This window comes from Teichococcus rhizosphaerae (assembly GCF_002631185.1).
Lineage (GTDB): Bacteria > Pseudomonadota > Alphaproteobacteria > Acetobacterales > Acetobacteraceae > Pseudoroseomonas > Pseudoroseomonas rhizosphaerae.
On record NZ_PDNU01000010.1, the window covers coordinates 142,407 to 166,301 of the forward strand.

The 23,895-nt window shown below is 74.2% G+C and carries 18 protein-coding genes and 2 riboswitches; of the genes, 7 read left to right on the top strand and 11 right to left on the bottom strand.

The annotated features are described in order from the left end of the window. Positions 1–7: 7 nt before the first annotated feature. From CR162_RS08360 to CR162_RS08380, 5 genes are all read right to left on the bottom strand, one after another. Complete coding sequence (locus tag CR162_RS08360; RefSeq protein WP_176559773.1) at positions 8–1,744, bottom strand: transglycosylase domain-containing protein; 1,737 nt, start codon at positions 1,742–1,744, stop codon at positions 8–10. A 150-nt stretch (positions 1,745–1,894) separates the two neighbouring features. Continuing rightward, positions 1,895–2,323, bottom strand: coding sequence for a pseudoazurin (locus tag CR162_RS08365; protein ID WP_099095085.1), 429 nt, complete (start codon positions 2,321–2,323; stop codon positions 1,895–1,897). Between the two features lie 10 nt (positions 2,324–2,333). Further along, the gene (locus CR162_RS08370) at positions 2,334–3,122 is read right to left on the bottom strand and encodes an ABC transporter ATP-binding protein (protein WP_099095086.1); all 789 of its coding nucleotides are present in this window, start codon (positions 3,120–3,122) and stop codon (positions 2,334–2,336) included. Next, on the bottom strand, positions 3,119–4,156 hold the full coding sequence (locus CR162_RS08375; protein ID WP_099095087.1) for a FecCD family ABC transporter permease: 1,038 nt from the start codon (positions 4,154–4,156) through the stop codon (positions 3,119–3,121). The genes CR162_RS08370 and CR162_RS08375 overlap by 4 nt, the downstream gene beginning before the upstream one ends. 38 nt (positions 4,157–4,194) lie before the next feature. Then, positions 4,195–5,208 (bottom strand): ABC transporter substrate-binding protein, encoded by a 1,014-nt coding sequence (locus CR162_RS08380; RefSeq protein WP_099095088.1) that lies wholly within the window; start codon positions 5,206–5,208, stop codon positions 4,195–4,197. A gap of 151 nt (positions 5,209–5,359) precedes the next feature. Then, a riboswitch (cobalamin riboswitch) is annotated at positions 5,360–5,557 on the bottom strand. Positions 5,558–5,841: 284 nt separating this feature from the next. Between CR162_RS08380 and CR162_RS08385 the strand changes: the two genes are divergently transcribed. Beyond that, entirely contained in the window at positions 5,842–6,537 is a 696-nt protein-coding gene (locus CR162_RS08385; RefSeq protein ID WP_099095089.1) for a CBS domain-containing protein, read from the top strand. Between the two features lie 77 nt (positions 6,538–6,614). Here CR162_RS08385 and CR162_RS08390 read toward each other — a convergent pair whose 3' ends face one another. Then, the gene (locus CR162_RS08390) at positions 6,615–9,347 is read right to left on the bottom strand and encodes an HAD-IC family P-type ATPase (RefSeq protein WP_099095090.1); all 2,733 of its coding nucleotides are present in this window, start codon (positions 9,345–9,347) and stop codon (positions 6,615–6,617) included. 83 nt (positions 9,348–9,430) lie between these two features. After that, positions 9,431–11,263, bottom strand: coding sequence for an SLC13 family permease (locus CR162_RS08395; protein WP_099095091.1), 1,833 nt, complete (start codon positions 11,261–11,263; stop codon positions 9,431–9,433). Positions 11,264–11,499: 236 nt separating this feature from the next. On the opposite strand from CR162_RS08395, the gene CR162_RS08400 reads away from it, so the two are divergent. From CR162_RS08400 to CR162_RS08410, 3 genes are read left to right on the top strand one after another with little or no spacing between them, the layout of a single operon-like run. Further along, positions 11,500–12,174: a 2Fe-2S iron-sulfur cluster-binding protein gene (locus CR162_RS08400; RefSeq protein WP_245870204.1), complete on the top strand. Its 675-nt coding sequence runs from the start codon at positions 11,500–11,502 to the stop codon at positions 12,172–12,174. Then, positions 12,171–13,805 carry an FAD-binding protein gene (locus tag CR162_RS08405; RefSeq protein WP_099095092.1) on the top strand — a complete coding sequence of 545 codons (1,635 nt, stop codon included), beginning with the start codon at positions 12,171–12,173 and terminating at the stop codon, positions 13,803–13,805. Before CR162_RS08400 ends, CR162_RS08405 begins: the two co-directional genes overlap by 4 nt. After that, the gene (locus CR162_RS08410) at positions 13,802–15,121 is read left to right on the top strand and encodes an NADH-ubiquinone oxidoreductase-F iron-sulfur binding region domain-containing protein (RefSeq protein ID WP_099095093.1); all 1,320 of its coding nucleotides are present in this window, start codon (positions 13,802–13,804) and stop codon (positions 15,119–15,121) included. Before CR162_RS08405 ends, CR162_RS08410 begins: the two co-directional genes overlap by 4 nt. 36 nt (positions 15,122–15,157) lie before the next feature. Here CR162_RS08410 and CR162_RS08415 read toward each other — a convergent pair whose 3' ends face one another. Further along, positions 15,158–15,769 carry a trimeric intracellular cation channel family protein gene (locus tag CR162_RS08415; RefSeq protein ID WP_099095129.1) on the bottom strand — a complete coding sequence of 204 codons (612 nt, stop codon included), beginning with the start codon at positions 15,767–15,769 and terminating at the stop codon, positions 15,158–15,160. Between the two features lie 193 nt (positions 15,770–15,962). After that, positions 15,963–16,050: riboswitch (glycine riboswitch) on the bottom strand. A gap of 240 nt (positions 16,051–16,290) precedes the next feature. Here CR162_RS08415 and pqqD point away from each other — a divergent pair. Further along, positions 16,291–16,572: a pyrroloquinoline quinone biosynthesis peptide chaperone PqqD gene (pqqD, locus tag CR162_RS08420; protein ID WP_245870205.1), complete on the top strand. Its 282-nt coding sequence runs from the start codon at positions 16,291–16,293 to the stop codon at positions 16,570–16,572. Here the strand turns inward: pqqD and pqqE are convergent. Together pqqE and pqqA are read right to left on the bottom strand one after the other, a co-directional pair. Next, positions 16,485–17,735, bottom strand: a complete 1,251-nt coding sequence (gene pqqE, locus CR162_RS08425) for a pyrroloquinoline quinone biosynthesis protein PqqE (protein ID WP_099095131.1) — start codon at positions 17,733–17,735, stop codon at positions 16,485–16,487. The two genes, pqqD and pqqE, sit on opposite strands and share 88 nt — an antisense overlap. Before the next feature lie 52 nt (positions 17,736–17,787). Then, positions 17,788–17,880: a pyrroloquinoline quinone precursor peptide PqqA gene (gene pqqA, locus CR162_RS08430; protein WP_218014855.1), complete on the bottom strand. Its 93-nt coding sequence runs from the start codon at positions 17,878–17,880 to the stop codon at positions 17,788–17,790. Positions 17,881–18,263: 383 nt separating this feature from the next. On the opposite strand from pqqA, the gene CR162_RS08440 reads away from it, so the two are divergent. Further along, the gene (locus tag CR162_RS08440; protein WP_141563110.1) at positions 18,264–20,699 is read left to right on the top strand and encodes a hybrid sensor histidine kinase/response regulator; all 2,436 of its coding nucleotides are present in this window, start codon (positions 18,264–18,266) and stop codon (positions 20,697–20,699) included. A gap of 281 nt (positions 20,700–20,980) precedes the next feature. Continuing rightward, the gene (locus CR162_RS08445) at positions 20,981–21,292 is read left to right on the top strand and encodes a hypothetical protein (protein ID WP_099095097.1); all 312 of its coding nucleotides are present in this window, start codon (positions 20,981–20,983) and stop codon (positions 21,290–21,292) included. Between the two features lie 94 nt (positions 21,293–21,386). Here the strand turns inward: CR162_RS08445 and CR162_RS08450 are convergent, their stop codons facing one another. After that, a complete protein-coding gene (locus tag CR162_RS08450; protein ID WP_176559774.1) occupies positions 21,387–23,837 on the bottom strand; it encodes a sensor domain-containing protein in 2,451 nt (816 codons plus the stop codon). Between the last annotated feature and the right edge of the window lie 58 nt (positions 23,838–23,895).

The following is a 23,895-nucleotide window of genomic DNA, read 5'->3' on the forward strand; positions in this document are numbered from 1 at the left end:
CGGCGGGTCAGGAGGCGGAGTCCTCCGCCGGCCCCGCGCCGAGCATGAGGGCGCGCCAGATCTGCGCCGGCAGCCCGCCGCCCGAGACGCCCAGCATCGGCCGGTTGTCGCTGTTGCCGAGCCATACCCCGGCCACATACTGCTCGGTGAAGCCGATGAACCAGGCATCGCGGTTGGCGCTGGTGGTGCCGGTCTTGCCGGCGGCCCAGAAGCCGGGGTCGGCCGCCCGCCCGGTGCCGCGCCGGACGACGCCGGCCAGCATCTGCCGCATGGCGGCGGCGTGCTGCGGCGCCATGACCTGCCGGATCTCCGAGCTTTCCGGAAAGACGCGCGTCAGCGTCTCGGTGCCGGCCGAATCCTGCACCTTCCGCACGGCATAGGGCACCACCATCCGGCCCTGGTTGGCCACGCTGGCGAAGGCGGCCGTCAGGTCCACGAGCCTCGCCTCGTAGGTGCCGAGCGCCAGGTCGCCCGCCTCGCCCTCCGGCGCCTCCGCGATGTTGAGCGTCCGGATCAGGCGCCGCACCGCCGGGGCGTGCTCCATGGCCAGCCGCACCGCCGCCGTGTTGGACGACTTCTCCAGCGCCGCCGAGAGCGGGATCTCGCCCAGATAGCTGTCGTCGAAGTTCCGCACGGCGCGGCCGCCCAGCGTCAGCGCGGCGTCGCTCACCATGCTGTCCGGCCCATCGCCCTGCTGGAGCGCCGCCAGGTACACGAACAGCTTGGCGATGGAGCCCGGCTGCCGCCTGGCCTGGGTGGCGTGGTCCCATTCCTTTTCCCGGTAGTCGCGGCCGCCGACCAGCGCCACCACCGCGCCGTCGTGCCGCATGACGACGATGGCGCCCTCCTCGATCCGCCGCGCCTCGGCGTGCTGGCGCAGCGCCTGCCGCAGGATCCGCTCCGCCGCCTCCTGCATCCGCAGGTCCAGCGTCGTGGAGATGGTCCTCGTCCCGCTGCGGGCCGCGGGCGCGGCGTTGGCGTTGGCCTCGCTTTCCGCCCAGCGCGCGAACCAGCCGATCTGCGTGCCGCGCGGATACACCCCGCCCCAGGCGGAGCGGGACGGCGCGATGGCGACCTCCTGCCGCTTCGCGCGGTCCGCCGCGCGGCGCGAAAGAGAGCCCGCATCCACCATCTGCTCGATGACGCGCAAGCCGCGGTCGCGCGAGAGGGCGAAGTTGCGGTGCGGGTTGTAGCGGTTGGGCGCGGGCAGCAGCCCGACCATCATGGCGGATTCGAGGATGCCCAGGCTGCGCGCGTATTTGCCGAAATAGACGCGCGCGGCGGCCTCGATGCCATAGGCGTTGCCGCCGAAGAAGACCCGGTTGAGGTAGACGAACAGGATGTCGTCCTTGCTCAGGTTCATCTCCAGGATCGGCGCGAGCACCGGCTCCTCCAGCAGCTTGCGCACGATGGGGCTGTGTTCCTTGAGGTAGATCTCCTTGATGGTCTGCTGGGTCAGCGTGCTGCCGCCCTGGGTGCGGCCGGTGAGCGTCGACCACACGGCCCGCGCCATGGCCCGCGGGTCCAGCCCCCAATGCTCGTAGAAGCGGCGGTCCTCGCTGGCCACCAGCGCGTCGATGAGATGGCGGGGCAGTTGCGCGAAGGGCACGGGCGGCCCGTAATAGGCGCCGCGCGCGCCGACGAACTCGCCCCGCGCGCCGAGGATCCGCACGCCGTCCTCGCGGTTCTCGGCGATCAGCCGGTGGGCATCGGCGAGCTCCAGCGCCGTGGCATCGCGCGGCATGGCGGCCGCGCCGCCGAGCAATGCGAGGAAATGCCGCCGCTGCAAAGGTGTCGCCAGCGGGGATCGGGAGGGCCGGTGCATGCCCCCTGCTACACCGCCGGGCGCCCCGCGGCAGCTAACAACATGCGGCGCCGCGCGGCCGGCCGCGGATCATTCCGCGCGGCGCAGGATCTCGCCGAGGCGCTGCCTCACCCGCTCGGGCAGCGCCTGCGGGATCTGCGCGGGCGTCACCGGCGCGTCGCCCACCTGCACCAGCATCACCATGCCCATGGCGTAGTGCGGGATGCACTTGATGCCGTAGAGGCCCTCCTGCGTGAAGGTGACCTCGATCTCCTCGTTGATGCCGCCCTTGAAGGGTGCCGCGCCCTCCGGCAGCATCTCCGGCATCGAGGCCGCGTTGTGCGTGGCGTGGGTGGCCAGGAAGCGCACCCGGTCGCCGGGGCGGAGCCGCAGGAAGTCCGGCTCATAGACCATCCCGCCCGTGGCGTTGCGGTTGAGCATCCTCCCCTCGTGCAGCTCCGCCCGCGCGGCGGGGGCGAGAAGCAGCAGGGGCAGCAGCAGGCCGAGCATCGGGCGCATCGGGCGGTCCTCATGATATCGACAGGAAGCGGAGGAGGCGCGCGCCATCCTCCGGGTCGGTGACGAAGGCGGCGCGCACGCCGAACACGTCGCGCAGCAATTCCGGGGTGAGCACCTCGGCGGGCGGGCCGAGGCGGATCAGCCGGCCGGCCTGCAGCACCGCCAGCCGGTCGCAGCGCATCGCCTGGTTGAGGTCGTGCAGCGCGATCACCTTGGTCACCGGCAGCGCCGCCACCAGCTCGAGGAGGGCGAGCTGGTGGTGGATGTCGAGGTGGTTGGTGGGCTCGTCGAGCAGCAGGATGCGCGGGCGCTGCGCCAGGGCGCGGGCGATGTGCGCGCGCTGCCGCTCGCCGCCCGAGAGGCTGGCCCAGTCCCGCGCCGCGAGATGCTGCACGTCCACCGCCGCCATGGCGCCGGCGACGATCCCGTCATCCTCCGCCCCCCAGGGGCGGAGCGCGGACAGCCAGGGCGTGCGGCCAAGCTCCACCGCGTCGCGCAGGGTGATGCGCTCCAGCGTTTCCGCCTGCTGCTCCACCAGCGCGACGAGCCGCGCCACCTCGCGCCGCGGCGTGCGGCGCAGCGGCCGGCCGAGCAGCCGCACCTCGCCGCGCGCCGGCGGCAGCAGCCCCGCCAGCAGCCGCAGCAGGGTGGACTTGCCGGAGCCGTTGGGCCCGACCAGCCCCAGCATCTCGCCATCCCGCACGGCGAGGCTCACCCCGCGCAGGATGGGCGCGCGCCGCGCCGGCCAGCACAGCGCCTCGGCCTCCAGGCTCGGCGGGGCGTCGATTGGGCCGTTCATCGCGCTGTCCTGCCATGCGCCAGGATCAGCGCGAAGGCGGGCGCGCCCACCAGCGCGGTGACCACGCCGATCGGCAGCACCTGCCCCGGCACCAGGATGCGCGAGAGCACGTCGGCGGCGATCAGGAACATCGCGCCCATCAGCGCCGCCGCCGGCACCAGCCGCGTGTGCCGCACGCCGACCATGAGGCGCGCCGCGTGCGGCACCACGAGCCCGACGAAGCCGATGGCGCCGACGATGCTCACCATCACCGCCGTCGCCAGCGAGGCGGCCAGGATCAGCAGCACCTGCACGCGCCGCACCGGCACGCCGAGCGAGGCGGCCGAATCCGCGCCGAAGGTGAAGGCGTCGAGCGCCCGCACATGCCACAGGCAGACGAGCGTCACGCCGAGCGCCACGGGCAGCGCGGTCGCCACATTGTCCCAGCGCGCGCCGCTGAGGTTGCCGAGCAGCCAGAACATGATGCCGCGCGCCTGCTCGGCGCTGGCCGAGCGGGTGATGATGAAGGCGGTGAGCGCGTTGAAGAGCTGCGAGCCGGCGATGCCCGCCAGCACGATCTGCCCCGCCCCGCGCGCGCCCTGCCCGCCCCCCGCCGCGCGGGCCAGCAGCGCCACCAGCAGGAAGGCGGTGACCGCGCCGGCGAAGGCGCCGAGCGAGAGCGAGACCGCCCCCGCCCCCACCCCGGCCACCGTGACCAGCACCGCCCCCGTGGAGGCGCCGGCCGAGATGCCGAGCAGGTAGGGGTCGGCCAGGGCGTTGCGCAGCAGCGCCTGCAGGATGATGCCGGCCACCGCCAGCCCCGCCCAGCAGCAGGCGGCGACGATGGCGCGCGTCAGGCGGTAGTTCCAGACGATGCCCTCGTCGATCCGGTCCAGCGGGTAGCCGGCGCCGTAGAGCTTGTTGGCCAGCGTCTGCGCCACCACCGGCAGCGGGATGGCGGTCTCGCCGATGCTGGTGCCGGCCAGCACCGCCAGCACCAGCAGCACCGCCACCAGCGCCGCCCGGCCCAGCCAGCGCGCCGCCAGCCGCGTCATGCCGCGCGCCTCACGGGCTCTCCCTCACGGGCTCTCCCTCACGGGCGCAGCTTGGCCATGGCGTCGGTCAGCGCCTCCAGCCCGCCGACAAGGCGGATGGTGGCCTGCATGGCATGGGCGTCGAGGATGACGATGCGGTTGTTCCGCACCGCCTCCATCTGGCTCGTCACGGGGTCGGCGCGCAGGAAGGCGAGCTTCTTCTCCACCTCGTCGGCGGGGAAGCGGCGGCGGTCCATGCGGGCCACGACGATGACGGAAGGGTTGGCGCGGGCGATCCGCTCCCAGCCCACGGTCGGCCATTCCTCGTCCGACTGCACCACGTTGCGCAGGCCCAGCATCCGCATCATGTAGCCGGGGATGCCCTTCTGCCCCGCCACATAGGGGTCGAGGTCCATGTCGGCGCTGGAGAACCAGAACACGGCGGAGGCGTCCGCCAGGTTCAGCCCCCTGGCGCGGGCGATGGCCGCCGCCTCGCGGGCGCGGAGATCGGCCACCAGCGCCGCGCCGCGCTCCTGCCGGTCGAAGATGGCGGCGAGCTGCGTGATGCCCTTGTAGAGCGATTCGGTCGAGAAGGGCGCGGTGCGGGTGCCGTCGGCGCCGACCAGGTTGTTCTTGCCCTGGCAATCGGCGGGCATGACATAGGTGGGCGCGCCGAGCTGGTGGAACTGCTCGCGCGTGCCGACGACGCCCTGCGGCCCGATCATCCACTCGAACTGCGTCGCCACCAGGCCGGGGCGCTTGTTGATAACGGATTCGAAGCTCGGCGCGTTGTTGTCGAGCCGCGGCACGCGCGCATTCGCCTCCGCGTATTCGGGCAGCACCGCGTTGAACCAGAGCGCCGTGCCGGCCATGCGGTCGCCGGCCCCGAGCGCGTAGAGGATCTCGGTCGCGGACTGGCCGATGGTGACGGCGTTGCGGGGCGCCGCCTCGAAGCGCAGCGTGTGGCCGCAATTCCCGATCTCGAGCGGGTAGCGGGTGGGCTCGGCGCGCAGGGCGGGCGCGGCGAGGCCGAGGCCCGCCGCCATGGCCAGCAGAAGCACGGATGATCGCATGATGGGCTCCTTCGCTCAGGGCGGTGCCGGAGCGGGAGCGGCCTCACATGGCAAGGGCGCGACGGCGCCAGCCGCCAGTGCCCGGCGCCGCAGGGCGCGGCGCGGCTTCGGTCTCGTCATCCACATCCTTCCCCGGACACCCCGCCGGCTGGTTCACGAACGCGCGCCGGCAGGTCTCCTGACTGGCGGGTCGCCGCCCGCGCCGGCCTTCCCGGGATCGCTCCCAGTGGCATCATCGGACGCGGTCTCGCCGCCTACAGTTGCGGGGGCAGTTCCGGTTCACGCCCCTCGCGGGACGTGGCGGATTCCCTGTTAGTTCCTCTCGGAAACCGGCCCCCGCTGGTTAGACGAGACCCCAGGCGGGAGCAAGCGCCAAACGCCCGCGGGCCGCGCCCCCTCTCTTTCCATCCCGGCCATGCCCCGGTGAAGCGGCCGGGCGCCGCGCCGTTGGCGGCTGGCCGGAAAAGCCCGCCGCGCCTCTGGCGGCACGCCCCGAAACATTGCCATTTCATGAAAACGAATTGAGATATATCAACATCCGTGGTCAATCATCGCCCTACTCTACGCGCGATGGCCGGCCCGCCCAGCGGCGCGGCCCGGCGGATGCTGAAAGCGAGGAAGGAAATGCCTGGAATGAAAGTGCGCAACATCATGTCCGCCGCCGTGGCCACCCTGCCCCCGGACGCGCCCGTCCATGCCATCGCCAGCCTCTTCGCCGAGCGCGGCATCTCGGGCGCCCCGGTGGTGGACACCGACGGCAAGCTCCTCGGCATGGTGACCGAGGGCGACCTGGTGCGCCGCCTGGCCGCGACCGAGGACCGCCCGCGCTCCTGGCTCTGGAGCCTGTTCGACGCGGCGCCGCGCCAGGCGGAGCACTATGCGCGCACCCAGGGGCGCCGGGCGCGCGACCTGATGACGCAGGACGTGGTCACCGCGCAGGAGGACGACGACATCGGCAAGGTCGCCGCCCTGCTCGAGAAGAAGGGCATCCGCCGCGTGCCGGTGGTGCGCGACGGGCGGCTCGTCGGCGTCGTCTCGCGCGCCGACATGATGCTGGCGCTGCAATCGCCGCCCCAGCAGCTCACCGGCGAGGCGCCCCCGGATGCGCGCATCCGCCGCGAGGTGCTGGCGCAGATGCGCGCCCAGCCCTGGGTGGACGCCTACTACCTCTTCGCCGACGTGAAGGACGGCGTCGTGACCTTTCGCGGCTTCTGCCGCTCCGAGGAGGTGATGCGGGCGCTGCGCGTGCTGGCCGAGGGGGTGGCCGGCGTGAAGGAGGTGCGGCTCGACCTCGCGCCCACGCCGCCCTTCCTGCTCGGCACGCCCTGACGGCGGGCCGGGCTGTCCCCCCCCGGGCGGCCCGGCGCCGGGAGAACCCGGGGAGGGGCGGCTCCCCCTCCCCCGCCTCACCCGCCCGCGCCGCGCCGCGCCCCGAGGCGCCGGCGCAGCGCCTTCTCCCCTTCCAGCACCAGGATCAGCACCAGGCCCGCGGCCAGGATGGGCAGCCAGTCGGCCACCGGCTCGAGGGGGCGGGTGGCGAACAGCGCCTGCAAGGGCGGCGCGTAGGTGAAGGCGAGCTGGAGCACCACCACCGCGCCCACGCCGCCCAGCAGGGCGGGGGTGGCCAGCCTGCCGCGCCCGGTGAAGAAGGCGCCGCCCCGGCTGCGCACGCTCAGCAGATAGGCGATCTCCAGCACCACGATGGCGTTGACCACCGCCGTGCGCGCCGTCTCCACCGGCAGCCCCCGCCACTCGGACCAGGCGAAGATGCCGAAGGCGGCCAGCATGACCAGCAGCGACACCAGCACCACGCGCCAGACCAGCAGGCCGGACAGCAGGGGCTCTGAGGGCGGGCGGGGGGGGCGGCGCATGATGTCGGCCTCCGCCGGCTCGAAGGCGAGGACGAGGCCCAGCGTCACGGTGGTGACCATGTTGATCCAGAGGATCTGCACCGCCGTCAGCGGCAGGGTCAGGCCGAGCAGGATGGCGGCGATCACGGTCAGCGCCTCGCCGCCATTGGTCGGCAGCGTCCAGGCGATGACCTTCTGCACGTTGTCGTAGACGGTGCGGCCCTCATGCACGGCGGCGGCGATGGTGGCGAAGTTGTCGTCCGCCAGCACCATCTCCGCCGCCTCCTTGGCCGCCTCCGTGCCCTTCACCCCCATGGCCACGCCGACATTGGCGCGCTTGAGCGCCGGCGCGTCGTTCACGCCGTCGCCGGTCATGGCGATCACCGCCCCGTCCGCCTGCAGCGCCTCGACCAGCCGCAGCTTGTGCTCGGGGCTGGTGCGGGCGAAGACGTCGCTTTCCCGCACGCGGCGGCGCAGCGCCGCGTCGTCCAGCGTGTCGAGCTCGTGCCCGGTGACGACGGCGCCCGCCCCGCGCAGCCCGACCTGGCGCGCGATGGAGCCGGCGGTCGCGGCATGGTCGCCGGTGATCATCTTCACGCGGATGCCGGCGCGCTGGCACTCCGCCACGGCGGCCACCGCCTCCTCGCGCGGCGGGTCGATCAGGCCGAGCAGGCCGAGCAGCACCAGCTCCCGCTCCGTCTCGGCCGGGGAAAGCCGCCCCGTGCCGCGCGGCACCTGCCGCATGGCCACCGCGATCACCCGCATGCCGCCGGCCGCGAGCGCCTCCACCCGCGCATGCCACGCCGCCGCGTCCAGCGCCGCCTCGCCATCCGCGCCGCGCTGGCGGGTGCACATCTCGATGAGCCGCTCCGGCGCGCCCTTGACGCAGACCAGGCCATGGTCCGGCCGCATGTGCAGCGTGGCCATGTAGCGGTGACGCGAATCGAAGGGGATCTCGTCGCCGCGCGGAAAGCCCGCGCGCAGCGCCTCGTGCGGCTCGCCCGCGCGGGCGGCGAAGGCGAGCAGCGCGCCCTCCATCGGGTCGCCCTCCGTCCGCCAGGCGCCGCCCTCCTGGCACAGCCCGGCATCGTTGCACAGCGCGGCGACGCGCGCGATCTCCACGAGCAGCCGGGCCGCGTCGTCGCTTCGCCGCCCGTCCGGCCACAGCACGCCGCCTTCCGGCGCGTAGCCCTGGCCCTGCACCCCGAAGCGGCCGAGCGCCGTCTCCACCACGGCCACCGTCATCTCGTTGCGCGTCAGCGTGCCGGTCTTGTCGGTGCAGATGACGGAAACCGCGCCCAGCGTCTCCACCGCCGGCAGCCGGCGGATGATGGCGCGCCGCGCCGCCATGCGCCGCACGCCGATGGCCAGGGTGATGGTCAGCACCGCCGGGAGCCCCTCCGGAATGGCCGCGACGACGATGCCGACCACCACCAGGAAGACCTCCTCCGCCGGCTGCCCGTGGCCGAGCCAGGCGATGGCGAAGACGAGGGCGGCGACGCCGAGGATCACCACGGTCAGCCGCCGCGCGAAGATGTCCATCTGGCGCAGGAGGGGGGTGGTGAGCTGCCGCACCTCGCCGAGCATGGCGCTGATCCGGCCCAGCTCGGTTGCCGCCCCCGTGGCGGCCACCACCCCCACGCCCTGCCCCATGGTGACCAGCGTGCCGGAAAAGGCCATGGAGGCGCGGTCGCCCAGCGCCGCCGCGGCGGCCACCGGCTCCGCCGCCTTCTCGGCCGGCACGGACTCGCCGGTGAGCGCCGCCTCCTCGATGCGCAGGCCGCGGGCGTGGACCAGCCGCAGGTCGGCCGGCACCCTGTCCCCCGGCTCGAGCAGCACGATGTCGCCCGGCACCAGCTCCGCCGCGTCCACCGTCGCGCGCCGGCCGCCGCGCAGCACGGAGGCGCGCGGCGTCAGCATGTTGCGGATGGCGTGGAGCGCCTCCTCGGCGCGGCCCTCCTGGATGAAGCCCACCACCGCGTTGATGACCACCACGCCGATGATGACGGCGGTGTCCACCGGATGGCCGAGCAGCGCCGTCACCGCCGCGGAGGCGATCAGGACATAGATCAGCAGGTTCTGGAACTGCGCCAGGAAGCGGCGCAGCGCCGAGCGCGGCCTCGTCTCGGGCAGGCGGTTGGGGCCGTGCTCCGCCAGGCGGCGCGCCGCCTCGGCGGCGGCGAGGCCCCCCTCGGCGGAGCCCAGCCGCCGGATCGCCTCCTCCGCCGGCAGGGCGTGCCAGGCCGGGCTGGCCTGGCTGGCGGCGTCGGGCGGCGGGGTGGCGGACATGGCGTTTCTCCCGGATGGGTCCAGAGATGGGGCGCGCGGGGCGGGTTGGCATGGTTCCGGCCCCGCCGGAAGGGTGGTGACCTTCAGCGCAGGGGCAGCAGCAGGGGCACCAGCGCCACGCTCAGCGCCATGACCAGCACGGCGAAGGGCACGCCGACCCGCACGAAGTCGCCGAAGCGGTAGCGGCCCGGCCCCAGCACCAGCATGTTCACCGGCGAGGAGACCGGCGTCATGAAGGCGGCCGAGGCGGCGAGCGCCACGATCATGGCGAAGGGATAGGGCGAGAGGCCCATCTCCTCCGCGACGGCCAGGGCCACGGGCGCCATCAGCACGGCGGTCGCGGTGTTGGAGATGAACAGGCCGGTCACGGCGGTCGCGGCGAACAGGCTGGCCAGCAGGGCATGGGGCCCGGCCGCGCCCATCAACCCGACCAGCCCCTCCGCCGCCAGGGCGGTGCCGCCCGTCTTCTGCAGCGCCAGCGAGAAGGGCAGCATGCCGCCGATGAGGACGACCGTGGGCCAGTGGATGGCGCGGTAGGCGCCGTCCAGGTCGATGCAGCGGAAGCCCAGCATCATCAGCCCGCCGATCAGCGCCGCCTGGGCGTGCGGCACCACGCCGCTGACCATCAGCGCGACGACCACGCCGAGGCTGAGCAGGGCGTGCGGCGCCCGGTCGGCGGCGGGGGAAAGCTCCTCCAGGTCGTCCGGCTGGTTGAGCAGCAGGAAGGGCCGCTTGCCCCGCTGCGAGCGGCGCAGCTCCTTCCACGGGCCGGTGAGCAGCAGCGTGTCGCCCGGCTGCAGCTTCTCCTCCAGGAAGCCCTCCCCCCAGGCCGCCCGGCCGCGCCGCAGGCCGATCGCCGTGAGCCCGTAGGCGGAGCGGAACTCGGCCTCCAGCACCGACTTGCCGCAAAGGGAGGAATCGGGCGGGATCATCACCTCGGCCAGCCCCAGCGGGCGCGGCTCGCGGACGGGGTCGAAATCGTCGAAGGAGAGGGCGTGCAGGCCGAGCCGGCCGGACAGCGCGCGCAGCTCCTCCTCCGCGCCGGTGAAGTGGACGATCAGCACGTCGCCCACATGCGGCACCGCCTCGCCGGCGGCGTGCAGCACGCGGGTGGCGAAGCGCTGCGGCCGCTCGATGGCCATGACGTTCAGCCCGTGGCTGGCGCGCAGCCGCAGCGCCGCGAGGCTCCGCCCCGCGAGCGGCGAGGTCTGGCCGACGCGCAGGCGCCAGGAATTCTCCGCCAGGCCATAGTCCCGGATGAGCTGCGCCAGGGTCAGCCCGCCGCCCCGCGCGGCCTCGGGCGGCGCCTCGTCGCTCAGCCAGCGATGCGCCACGGCCATGTAGGCGATGGCCAGCAGCAGGACCGGCACGCCGAAGGGCGTGAAGCTGAAGAAGCCGAAGCCGGCATGGCCGTGCCGCAGCAGCTCGCTGTTCACCACCAGGTTGGGCGGCGTGCCCACCAGCGTCAACATGCCGCTGATGAGGGCGGCGAAGCCCAGCGGCATCATCAGCCGCCCCGGCGCGATCCGCAGCCGTGCCGCGATGCGCAGCACCACGGGAATGAAGATGGCGACGACCCCGGTGGAACTCATCATCGAGCCCAGCGCCGCCACGGCCAGCATCAGCATCGCCATCAGCCGGACGCCGCTGCCGCCGGTGCGCGCCGCCAGCCAGTCCCCCAGCCGCCCGGCGATGCCGGTGCGGACCAGCCCCTCGCCGATGACGAACAGGATGGCGACCAGCACCACGCTGGAATCGCTGAAGCCCGACAGGGCCTCCTGCACCGTCAGCACCCCGGTCATGGGCAGGGCCGCGAGCATGATCAGCGCGACGGCGTCCGTGCGCGGCCAGCCCCGCGCGAACATCACGACCGCCACCCCCAGCAGAGCGAGCACGAGGGCCAGTTCAAGGGACACGATGCTTTTCCGCCCGCGCTGTTGCCCCGCCTAGTTTCCGCAGGGCGGCCGTTTCGTCCAGCCCAGGCCGGGAAAGGGCCCGCCCCTCCTTCCTCCACGGCCTTTGCCTTTGGCGCCCGGCTTGTTCAAACTGCCGCCCGGATCACGCCGCCCCCGCGGGGGCGGGGCTTGGGCGGCCAGCAAGACGCGGGCCGGCAAGACACGGGCCGGCAAGACGCGGGCCGGAGGAGGCGCTTGTGCGGGAGGATGGGCTGGAGGGTGGCGCCGGCGTGCGCCTCATGTTCGACGGCCACGCGATCGAGGCGGAGGCGGGCGCGTCGCTGCTCCAGGCCTGGACCGCCGCCGGCCTGCCGCTGACCGAGAATGTGGGCTGCATGGGCCAGGGCGTCTGCGGCGCCTGCCGCGTGCTGGTGCGGCGCGAGGGCGAGCGCCTGGCCGACACCGCGCTGGCCTGCGAGACGCCGGCGGAGGAGGGGATGCAGGTCTCCTTCCTGGACCATTTCCCCGCCCGCCGCCCGCATGCCTACGACCTCCGCGCGCTGACCGACAGCTGGACGGCGCTGGACCAGATCGACGCCGTCTTTCCCGAGGCCAAGAACTGCCGCCATTGCAGCGGCTGCGACCGCGCCTGCCCCAAGGGCATCGAGGTGCAGCGCATGGTGAACCTCGCGGCCGGGGGCGAGGCCTTCGCCGCCGCCGCGCTGTTCGACCATTGCGTGATGTGCAACCTCTGCGTCGCCGCCTGCCCGGAGCATATCGACCCGGCCCATCTTGGCCAGTTCGTGCGCCGCATGAGCGCCGCGCTGACGCTGCGCCCCGGCGACTTGATCGCGCGGCTGCGCGAGATCGAGCGCGGCGGGCAGCCGATCGACCCCGAGGCGCCCGGCGCCAATCCCCCGCCCGGCCCATGAGCGCCCCCGCGGCGGCCCACGGCATCCCCCACGCCGCGGCGCTGGCGGCCTGGCGCGGCCGGGCGCCCGCGCCGCCGCGCGCCCTGGCGCTCCCCGCGCCGGAGCTGCTGGAGCGCTTCCACCCCGACCGGCGGCCCGGCGCCATGGTGCCGCTCCGCGTCGGCGCCAGCGCCGGCCTGCCCTGCCGGGCGGAGCTCGCCGCCCTGCTGCAATCCGACGCGCTAGTGGAGGACGAGGACATCGCCGGCGCGCCGCTGCTCGATGCGGACGTGCTGGTGATCGGCGGCGGCGGCGCGGGCTGCGTCGCGGCGCTGACGGCGGCGCGGGCGGGGGCGCGGGTGCTGCTCGCCACCAAGCTGCGCCTGGGCGACAGCAACACGGTGATGGCCGAGGGCGGCATCCAGGCCGCCATGGGGCCCGAGGACAGCCTGCAGCGGCACTTCGAGGACACGCTGCGCGCCGGCCACTTCGCCGCCGACAAGGCGCTGGTGGCGGCGCTGGTTTCCGACGGGCCGGGCGTGATCCGCTGGCTGATCCAGGAGGGCATGGGCTTCGACCTCGCCGAGGGCAGCGACCGCATGGGCGGCAACCTGCTGCGCAGGAAGCCCGGCGGCGCCACGGCGGCGCGGCTGCTCTCCTACCGCGACTTCACCGGGCTCGAGATGATGCGGGCGCTGCGCGAGGCGGTGCTGCTCGCCCCCGGCATCACCCTGCTGGAGCGCCACCCGGCGCTGGAGCTGCTGACCGACGACCGCGGCCGCTGCGCCGGCGCCGTGCTGCACGAGCTGGCGCGCGGCCGCCCCGTGCTGGCCCGCGCCGGGGCCACGGTGCTGGCCACGGGCGGGGCGGGGCGGCTGCACGTCGCGGGCTTTCCCACCTCCAACCACTACGGCGCCACGGCGGACGGGCTGGTGCTGGCCTACCGGCTCGGCGCCGCGCTGCGCGAGGTGGACAGCTTCCAGTACCACCCCACCGGCATCGCCTGGCCGCCGCGCATGGCGGGGCAGCTGGTGAGCGAGGCGGCCCGCGCCTCCGGCGCCGCCCTGGTCAACGGGCTGGGCGAGCGCTTCGTGGACGAGCTGGACACGCGCGACGTGGTCGCCGCCGCCATCCTGCGCGAGATCGCCGAGGGGCGCGGCGTGGCGCGGGACGGCCAGGCGGGGGTGTTCCTCGACACGCCGGGGCTGGAGCGGGCGAAGCCCGGCATCCTCGGCCGCAGCCTGGTCACCCTCACCCATCTCGCGCATCGCGCCGGCCTCGACGCGGCGGCCGAGCCCTTCCTGGTCCGCCCCACGCTGCACTACCAGAACGGCGGCATCGCCATCGGCCCCGACGGGTGGAGCGGCGTGCCCGGCCTGCTCTGCGCCGGCGAGGTGACGGGCGGGCTGCATGGCCGCAACCGCATGATGGGCAATGCCCTGCTGGAGCTGGTGGCGTTCGGCCGCCGCGCCGGGGCCGCCGCCGCCGCCGACGCCCGGGCCGAGCGGCCGCGCAACATCGGGCTGACGCACCTGGCCGACTGGCGCCGCGCCCTGATCGCGCAAGGGCTGCCGCTCGCCCGCAAGGCGCCGCTGGTCTTTCCGCCCTACGGCAACTTCGACATGGCCAAGGACCGGGGGCGGGCGGCATGAGGGTGCTCACCGATGAGCGCCGCTGCGTCGGCGCCGATCTCGGCGCCTGGATGGCGGCGGGCGGCGGCGCCGGGCTGGAACGCGCCCTGGCCGACCGCGGCGGCATCATCCCCGCCATCGAGGCCGCGGGCCTGCGCGGCCTGGGCGGCGCGGGCTTTGCCACCCACCGCAAATGGGCGGCCGTGGCGGCCCAGCCCGGCCCCGGCAAATGGGTGATCTGCAACGGCAACGAGGACGAGCCGGGCACCTTCAAGGACCGCTTCCTGCTGTCGCGCACGCCGCACCAGGTGATCGAGGGGGCGCTGGTCGCGGCCCTGGCGGTGGGGGCGGCCGACATCGTCCTCTACATCAACCCGCGCGAGGCGGCGGCCGTGGCCGTGGCGCGGGAGGCCGTGGCGCAATGGGAGGCGCACCCGCTTCTCGCCCGCCTCGCCGGGGCGCTGGGCGAGGCGCCGCGCCTGCGCGTGGTCACCGGCTCGGGCCTCTACATCGGCGGGGAGGAGACGGCGGCGGTGGCCAGCGTCATGGGCGGCTTCCCCTTTCCCCGCCTGAAGCCCCCCTTTCCGGCGGAAAGCGGGGTGGGCGACGCGCCGACGCTGGTGAACAACGTGGAAACCCTGGCCCATGCCGGGCACATCCTGGCGCAGGGGCCGGAATGGTATCGCGGCCTCGGCCTCGGCGGCGCGCCGGGCACCAAGCTGTTCTCGCTCTCGGGCGACGTGCTGCGCCCCGGGCTGCACGAGCTGCCCATGGGCACCACGCTTCGCAGCCTGGTCTTCGGCCATGGCGGCGGCGTGCTGGCCGGCAGGGCCTTCAAGGCGGTGTTCACCGGCGGCCCCTCCAACACCCTGCTGACGGCCGCCGACCTCGACGTGCCGCTCGACTTCGACAGCCTCCGCGCGCGCGGCTCGCGCCTCGGCACGGGGGCGATGATCGTGGTGGGGGAGGGCACCAGCATCCTGCGCAAGACGGCGGAATACGTCGCCTTCTTCGCGGCCAATTCCTGCGGCCAGTGCCCGCCCTGCAAGATCGGCACGCACCAGGTCTCGCGCATCCTGGAGCGGGTCGAGGCGGGGGCGGGCCGCCCCGGCGACCTGCGGGCGCTGGAGAACCTGGCCGGGCTGCTGCCCGGCAGCGGCCGCTGCGGGCTGGTGGACGGGGCGGCCACGGTGCTGGCCTCCTCGCTCCGCACCTTCAGGGGCGAGTATGAGCGGGCGCTCGGGCCCTCCGGCCAGGAGGACGGCCAGGAGGATGGCCAGGGTGACGGCCAGGGTGATCGCCTGCGGGGTGGCGGGTTGCGGGGCGGCGCGCCCTGAGGCGGGCCGGGCGGCGCCGCCCGGCCGCGCCGCGCCTCAGTCCCAGCGCTGCCGGTAGGAGAACACCGGCAGCCGCCACGCCCCCCGGATGGCCAGCAGGCGCAGCGCCAGCCCGGCCGCGAAGCTGATCGCGGTGTTCAGGTTCGTGCCGAGGCCGAGATGGTGCAGGCCAAGGAAGAGGGCGCAGGTGGCGAGGGAGACGCTCGCATAGAGCTCGCGCCGGAACACCACCGGCACCTGGTTGCACAGCACGTCGCGCAGGATGCCGCCGCAGATGCCGGTGATCATGCCCGACATGATGACGACGACCGTGGGGTAGCCCATGCCGAGCGCCACGCCGCAGCCGATCAGCGAGAACGCCACCAGCCCCATCGCGTCGAGCAGCAGGAAAAGGCGCTTGAGGTTGTGCATCAGGAAGGCGATGGCCGTGGTCAGCAGCCCGGCGCCGATCACCAGGTAGACATATTCCGGGTGCTGGGTCCAGCCGATGGGGAAGCGCCCCAGCATGACGTCGCGGATGGTGCCGCCGCCCAGCGCCGTGACGAAGGCGATGACGGCGACGCCGAAGATGTCCATGTTGCGCCGCCCCGCCGCGAGGGCGCCGGACATGGCCTCGGCGGTGATGGCGACCAGGTAGATCCCGGTCATGACGGATTCGGGGTGAAGGAAGGCGTGCACGGGAAGGGCTCCGGACGGAGCCAGGCGCCACCCCCTCGGGCGGTCCTGGCGTGCCTCTCCCCCTGTCCTTTTACCTGAGAGTTTCGGCGCGCGCGGCGCCTGCCCCTTCGGTGGGCCGGGGCGCGCGGAACACGCGGCACCGGCCTCTCTCCAGACGACACATGACGCTCCCGCGGTTCGACCTGCCTGAGCGATTATGGGAGCTTGCGCCTTCGGCGGAGGCGGTGGCCTCTCTCTCCCGCGGGATTGGGACCGAGTATCGTTTGGCCCCCATCCTTCTGTCAACCGCTCCGCTCCGGCTGCGCGCGGCCCTGCCGCCCTGGCGCGCATCCTCGCGCGGCCAGGCGATTCCACCGGGGCGGGATCTGCCCTAGTCTCGGCCGCCCCGGCCCGCGCCGCGCGCGCACCGGGGAGAGGTGGATCGAGCGGCGGGAGCATGGGCCATGGGTGACATGCCGGCGGGACCTCCAGCGCAACCGGCAACGGGCCCCGTGCCCCGGCTGGAGGCGGCCAGCCGGCCGCGCCTGGCGCGCGGGGCGCGGCTGCGGCAGGACACGGCGCGGGGCCGCTGGGTGATCCTGGCGCCCGAGCGCATGTTCGTCCCCGACGCGACGGCGCTCGAGGTGCTGCGCCTGCTCGATGGCGAGCGCAGCGTGGCGCAGGTCGCGGAGGAGCTGGCCCGGCGCTACGCCGCGCCGCCCGGCGTGATCGAGGCCGACATCCTGCCGCTGCTGCAGGAGCTGGCCGACAAGGGTGTCGTCGCGCCGGGCTGACGGCGCATCTCGCGGTAGTGGAAGGCGCCGTCGCTCGCCGCCGCTTCCGCCAGCGCCGCCTCCAGCAGCCCGTGATGCGGGGACAGGGCGCAGGCCGGGTCGGTCGCCGCCGCGTCGCCGGTCAGGGCGAAGGCCTGGCAGCGGCAGCCGCCCCAGTCCCGCTCGCGCCTGTCGCAGCCCCGGCAGGGCTCCGGCATCCAGCCGGTGCCGCGGAAGCGGTTGAAGGCGTCGGAGCCTTCCCAGATGTCGCGCAGCGTGGCGTCGCGCACATTGGGGAAGGTGAAGCCGGGCAGCTCGGCGGCGGCGTGGCAGGGCAGCGCCGCGCCCGAGGGGCTGACCACCATGACGGCCCGTCCCCAGCCGCCCATGCAGGCCTTGGGGCGTCGCGCATGGTAGTCGGGCGCCACCTCGTCGATCGCCAGCCGGCCGCGCAGCGCCGCGCGGGCCGCCGCGATGGCGGCGTTGGCGGCCTCCAGCCGGCCGCGCTCCGGCAGCAGCGCCGCGCGGTTCCGGTAGGCCCAGCCATGGTACTGCACATGCGCCAGCTCCAGCCGCCCCGCGCCCAGTTCCAGGGCGAGTGCGATCATCTCCGGCACCGCGTCGAGGTTCTGCCGGTGCAGCACGGCATTGACGGTGAGCGGCAGGCCCGCCTCGCGCACCATCCGGGCGAAGGCGAGCTTGCGCGCATGGCCGCCGGGCATGCCGCCGATGCGGTCGCTCGTGGCGGCGTCCGGCGCCTGGATGGAGAGCTGCACATGGTCGAGCCCGGCCGCCGCCAGGGCGGCCAGGCGGGCGGCGTCGATCGACACGCCGGCGGTGATCAGGTTGGTGTAGAGGCCGGCGCGGCTGGCATGGGCGACGATGGCCTCGAGGTCGCGCCGCGCCGCGGGCTCCCCGCCCGACAGGTGCAGCTGCAGCACGCCGAGCGCCGCGGCCTCCTCGAAGACCCGCCCCCATTCGGCGGCGGAAAGCTCCCGCGCGGCCTGCTCCAGCTCCAGCGGGTTGGAGCAATAGGGGCAGCGCAGCGGGCAGCGATGCGTCAGCTCCGCCAGCAGGCCCAGCGGTGGCTCAAGGGGCGGAAGTGCTGCGGGCGGGGGCTGGGCCAGGGGTTGGGCCAGGGGTTGGGCCAGGGGTTGGGCAGGGGGCGGATCGGCGGCCGGCATCATTCCCCCTCCCCTTCGCGGCACCCCCGCGCGGCCCGCGCCGCGCGCGGCCTCAGAGCTCGGCGCCCTCGTAGCAGTTGATCTCCATCCCGAGGCAGACTTCGACGATCCGCGGCTTGGTCCAGGCCATTCTCGCACCCTCCATCATCGCCCGGCCCGATCCTCCGACAGGACGGGTCCCGGCTTCCTGGAACTTGGTTCCGGCGGGGGGGATGTCAACGCGGCGGCCCGCGCGTTCCGGCCCGATCCCCGGGTCCGCGCCCGGAAGCGCCCCGCTCGCGCCGGCCCCGCCGCCCGCTTTCCCGGCCCCCGGCCACCCGTCCTGGCGCAGAACCCCTGGGCGCAGAACCCCTGGGCGCAGAACCCCTGGGCGCGGAACCCCTGGGCGCAGAACCCCTGGGCGCGGAACCGCTGGCCCGCGGGAAACCCTTTCCCCGCGAATCTGTTCTCAAATCGCAATAGGTTGGCTAACGGAAATGCTCCGTTAAGGAATTCGCACTGTCAGCCCCATCGCCAAAGGTGTCCGGCTTGAAACATGACGCGCGGCAGGCCGCCGCCGGGGAAGGCGGCGCCAGTGCCGAGGTGACGACCCGCCTGCTGCGGGCCCAGGAGGCGGGCGACGTCCACCTGTTCGAGCTCGGCTCCGACCGGGTCGCCCGCTGCGACGACGGCCTGCGCGGCCTGTTCGGCATCCCGCCGGGCGACAAGCTGGACCATGCGCGGTGGCTCGCCTCCGTCCATCCGGAGGATCGCGCGCGCCTGCGGGAGGACTTCGAGCGCCTGCTGCGCGAGGGCGGCTCCACCGACATCGAATACCGCGTCCTGCTGCCGGACGGCGCGGTGCGCTGGCTGTGCAGCCGCGCGCGCATGGCGGCGGATCCGGGCCGCCCCGGCTCGATCTACGGCGCAACCTTCGACGTCACCGAGCGCCGGTTGATCCTGGAGCGCCTGCAGGAAAGCCAGCGCGCGCTGGAGGAGAGCAGCGAGCGGCTGCGCCTGACGCTCGAGGCGGGGCGGATGGGGGCCTGGGACTGGGACCTGGTCGCCCGGCGGTGGAGATGGGACAGGAAGCGGTTCGAGCTGTTCGGCCTGGGCGCCGACACGGAGGAGCCGGGCCTCGACGCCTTTCTCGCCATGGTGCACCCGGAGGACCGGCCGCGGCTGGAGGCGGCGGTCCGCGGCGCCGTGGAGGCGGGCGACGGCACCTATGAGTGCGAATACCGCGTGCAGCTGCCGGGCGGCGTCACGCGCTGGCTCACCGACTATGGCAGGGCGCTTCCCGGGCCGGATGGGCGGGCGGTGCGCCTGCTCGGCCTGACCTTCGACGTGACCGAGCGCCGCGCCGCGGAGGCGGACCGCGACAGCGCCATGGCGCTGCTGCGCAGCTTCATCGAGGCGGTGCCGGGCATCGTCTACGCCAAGGACCTCGAGGGGCGCATGCTCTTCGCCAATGAGGGGCTGACGGCCCTGATCGGCAAGCCGTCCGGGGCCTTCATCGGCCGCACCGCCGGCGAGTTCATCGACGACGGCCAGCAGGCGGCGGCGCTGATGGAGAGCGACCGCGCGGTGATGGAGACGGGCAATGCCAAGCAGTTCGAGGAGGAGCTGGGCTTCCGCGACGGGCAGCCCATCACCTGGCTTTCCACCAAGGCGCCGCTGCGCGACGAGGCGGGGCGGACCATCGGCCTCGTCGGCACCTCGCTCGACATCACCGAGCGCAAGAAGGCCGAGGCGATCATCGCCCGCGGCAAGGCGGAGCTCGAGCGGCTGGTCGAGGAGCGCACGCGGGACCTGCGCGAGACCCAGGCCCAGCTCGCCCACGCCCAGCGCATCGAGGCGCTCGGCCAGCTCGCGGGCGGCATCGCGCACGACTTCAACAACGTCCTGCAGGCCATCGAGGACGGGGCGCGGCTGATCGAGCGGCGGGCCGGCAAGCCCGAGGCGGTGCGCCACCTGGCCGGCATGGTCATCGACGCCGCCCGGCGCGGCGCCTCGATCACCCGGCGCCTGCTCTCCTTCTCGCGGCGCGACGAGCTGCGGGGCGAGCCGCTGGAGCCGGCCGACCTGTTCGCCGACCTGCGGGAGATCCTGCCCCTCAGCCTCGGCGCCGGCGTCGCGGTGCGGGTGGAGGCCGAGGCCGGGCTGCCGCCGCTGCTGGCCGACAAGGGGCAGCTCGAGACCGTGCTGGTCAACCTGGCCACCAATGCCCGCGACGCCATGGGCGGCTCCGGCACCCTCGCCCTGCTCGCCGCGGCCGAGACCTATCCGGGCCGCGGCGGCCCGAGCTACCCGGTGGCGCTGAAGCCCGGCCGCTATGTGCGGCTGTCCGTCTCCGACACCGGCCATGGCATGGATGCCGGAACCCTGGCGCGCGCCACGGAACCGTTCTTCACCACCAAGGAGCCGGGCAAGGGCACGGGGCTCGGCCTCGCCATGGCCCGCGGCTTCGCCGAGCAGAGCGGGGGGGGCCTGCACATCGCCAGCGCACCCGGCCAGGGCACCACGGTGACGCTCTGGCTGCCCGTGGCCGATGCGGGCGCGGCGCCGGCGGAGCGGGCGGAGGGTGCCGCCCCCCCGGCCGCGGAGCGGCGCCGCATCCTGCTCGTGGACGACTACGACCTGATGCGGGAGATGCTGGCCGAGAACCTGTCCGATGCCGGCTACGAGGTGGTCCAGGCCGAGGACGGCGTGGCCGCGCTGGCGCTGGTCGAGGCGGGGGAGACGATCGACCTGCTTGTCTCCGACCTGTCCATGCCGGGCATGAACGGCGTCGCCCTGATCCGCGAGGCGCAGCGCCGGAGGCCCGGCCTGCCCGCCATCCTGCTCACCGGCTTCGCGGGCGATGCGGCCGAGCTGCGGGGCGGCGAGGCCGAGGGCGCGAGCTTCAGCCTGCTGCGCAAGCCGGTGATCGGCCCGGAGCTCGCCCGCTGCGTCGCCTCGCTGCTGAAGGCCGCGCCCGGCTAGAGCAGATGCCGAGCCGGCCCCGTCAGCGGATGGCGCGATCTGCTTGCCCGGAGAAAGGGCGGGACGGGTTGCCGGGAGCCAGGGCGAAGGGCAACCGCTCCGGGGCGCGGCGTCCGGCGGGCGGGCGGGCGCACAAAAGCGGGAACGGCGCCCGGCCGGGCCGAACACAGGTGCAAGACGGCCCGCAAAGGCGCACAGAATGCGCCGCACGGCAGCCGCGGAGCCTGCCTTCCCACCCATCCATCGCCCCGCCGGTCTGCATTCGTGCAGGAGGGCTTGTCATGACATATGGCACCGCCGGAACTCGGCTCCTGCCGGTGATCGGCCTGGTGGCCGTGACCGGGCCGGGCTGGGCCCAGGCTCCCGGCGCCGTGGACGTGCGAACGCCCCCGGCCATGAGCGCGCCCGAGACGCGGGCGCCGGACGACAGGCGCGAGACCGAAATCGACCTGGGCGCGCGGGATGGCGGCCCGGCAAGCTGCCAGCCGCGCTATTCCGCCGAGGCCCGGCCGATCGGCACCGCCACGGGGGACCCGGAAAAGGACGATTACGGCTTCATCCTGGTGGGGATGGACTGCCCCGCCCAGCCCTGAAGCGGATGGGCGCCCGGCCGGCCGCTTCCGTCCGGCCGGGCGCCGCCGAACATCAGCCACCCAACATCAGCCGCCAGACATCAACCGCCAGACATCAACCGCCGGGGCACACCAGGCATTCCCACCGCTCGAGCAGGGCCGGGATGGCCTGCGCCGGGCAGGGCGGGCTGAACAGGTAGCCCTGCCCCTCCGTGCAGCCCTGGCCCGCCACCTGCCGCCTCTGCGCGGGCGTCTCGATCCCCTCCACCGTGGTGACGATCCCGAGCGTCCGGCACAGCCCCGCGATGGCGCTGATGATGGCGGCGCCCTCCGGCCTCTCATCCATGGCGAGGACGAAGCTGCGGTCGATCTTGACCTTGTCGATGGGGAACTTGATCAGGTAGCTCAGCGAGGAATAGCCCGTCCCGAAATCGTCCATCGAGATGGCGGCGCCGGAGGCGCGCAGCCGGCGCAGCAGGGCGATGGTGTCCTCCGTGTCCCGCAGCAGCAGGGATTCGGTGATCTCCAGCTCCAGCCGGCGCGGCGGCAGCCCGGCCGCCGCCAGGGCCGCGGCCACCGTCTCCTCCAGCGCCGGGTCGGCGAGCTGCGCGGCGGAAAGGTTCACCGCCACCCTCAGCGGCTGGGGCCACGAGGCGGCATCGGCGCAGGCGCGCGCGAGGGTCCAGCGCCCGAGCGGCACGATGAGGCCCATCGCCTCGGCCACGGGAATGAACTCGTCGGGGCAGACCAGCCCGCGTTGCGGGTGGCGCCAGCGCAGGAGCGCCTCGAAGCCGCCGACCGAGCCCTCCGCCAGGTTGACCAGCGGCTGGTAGTGCAGCTCGAACTCGCCCTTCTCCAGCGCGCGGCGCAGGTCCTCCTCGAGCTGGCGCCGGGCCTGGACGCGGAGCTGCATGCCCGGCTCGAAGAAGCGGAAGCGCCCGCCGCCCTCGCGCTTGGCGCCATACAGCGCGAGATCGGCGTGCCGCATCACCTGGGCCGCGTCGGCGCCGTCCTCCGGCAGCACGGCCACGCCGATGCTCGCGCCCACCGAGACCTGCCGGCCATCGACCGCGTGCGGCCGGCTGAGCGCGGCGATCACCCCGGCGGCAAGCCGCGCCGCGCCCTCGGGCTGCTCCTGGCCGTGGCGGAGGATGACGAACTCGTCCCCCCCGAGCCGGGCCACCACGTCCCCCCGGCACACGCAGGCCAGCAGCCGGGCCGCGACGGAGCGCAGCAGCTCGTCCCCCGCCGCGTGGCCGAAGGCGTCGTTGACCTCCTTGAAGCGGTCGAGATCGAGGTGCAGCACAGCGCAGCGCACGCCCCGCCGGCTGCGGCCGATCGCCTCGACGAGCCGCTCGCGCAGCGCGGCCCGGTTGAGCAGGCCGGTCAGCGCGTCGTGGTGGGCCATGTAGGCCACCCGCTCCTCGGCCTCGCGCTTCTCGGTGATGTCCTGGGTCACGCCGCTGAGGCGGAAGGGCGTGCCATCGCCGTCCCGCTCCGCCCGCCCCGTCACCCGCAGCCACCGCACGGGGCCGCGGGCGGGGGTAGTGCGGAACTCCTGGGTGAAGGCGTCGTCATCCGCGCCCGCGATGCACCGCGCCATCGCCGCCTGGACGCGGGGCAGGTCCTCAGGGTGGATCGCGGCGTGGATATCCGTGCGGCTGCGGATGGAGCCGGGCGGCATTCCGTAGAGCGCCTCCAGGCCGTTGGAGGCGTGGAACGCGTCCGTGGCCGCGTACCATTCCCAGACGCCCATCCGCGCCGCCGCGATGGCGCGGGCGAGCCGCTCCTCGCTTTCGCGCAGCGCCTTTTCCGTGCGCCGGCTCTCGGTGATGTCCTCGGTGACGCCCACGATGTGCAGGGGCGTCCCGTCCTCGTGGCGCAGCGGGACCTTCTTCGTCCGCATCAGCCGCGTGCCGCGGTCGGGCGTGTCCAGCGGCTCCTCCTCGATCACCACCGTCTCGCCCGTCTCGGCGGCGCGGCGGTCGCATTCACGGAAGAAGCGCACCTGGTCGGCGGGGAAGAGCTCGGCATCGGTCCGCCCGATCCAGCCGCCGCGCCCGAGGCCGAAGATGCGCTCGGCGGTGCGGTTGACCCGCTCATAGATGCCCGAGGGCACGCTCTTGACGAAGACGCCGACCGGGACGTGCTCGAGGATCTGGTCGAGGAAGTCCTGCGTCACGCGCAGCTTCTCCTCGGCCGCGCGCCGCTCGCTGACATCGCGCGAGATGCAGACGATGCAGGCGACGGCGCCGCTCTCGTCCGCGATCGGCGCCAGCGCGTTGTCCCACTGCTTCGGCGTGCCGCGCAGGGTGGGGCAGGCGCCGTCGAAGCGCAGCGCCCGCCCGCGGGCGGCGGCGCGGACGGCCGCGCGCGCGGTGCCGCGGAGCGGCTCCGGCCAGAACGCCACCCAGTCGGCGCCGATCACCTCGGCCGCGCCCCCCGCCTCGAACAGGCGGAGGCCCGGGCCGTTGATGAACCGCACGCGCCCTTCCGTGTCGAGCACCTTGATGCAGTCGGTGCTGCCTTCCAGGATGGAAAGGAGGAAGTCCTCGCCAGCGGGCATGGGGTGGGGGGGCATCTGAGGGATGGGCATCTGGTGCGTGTGCCGGCCTGACATGGCA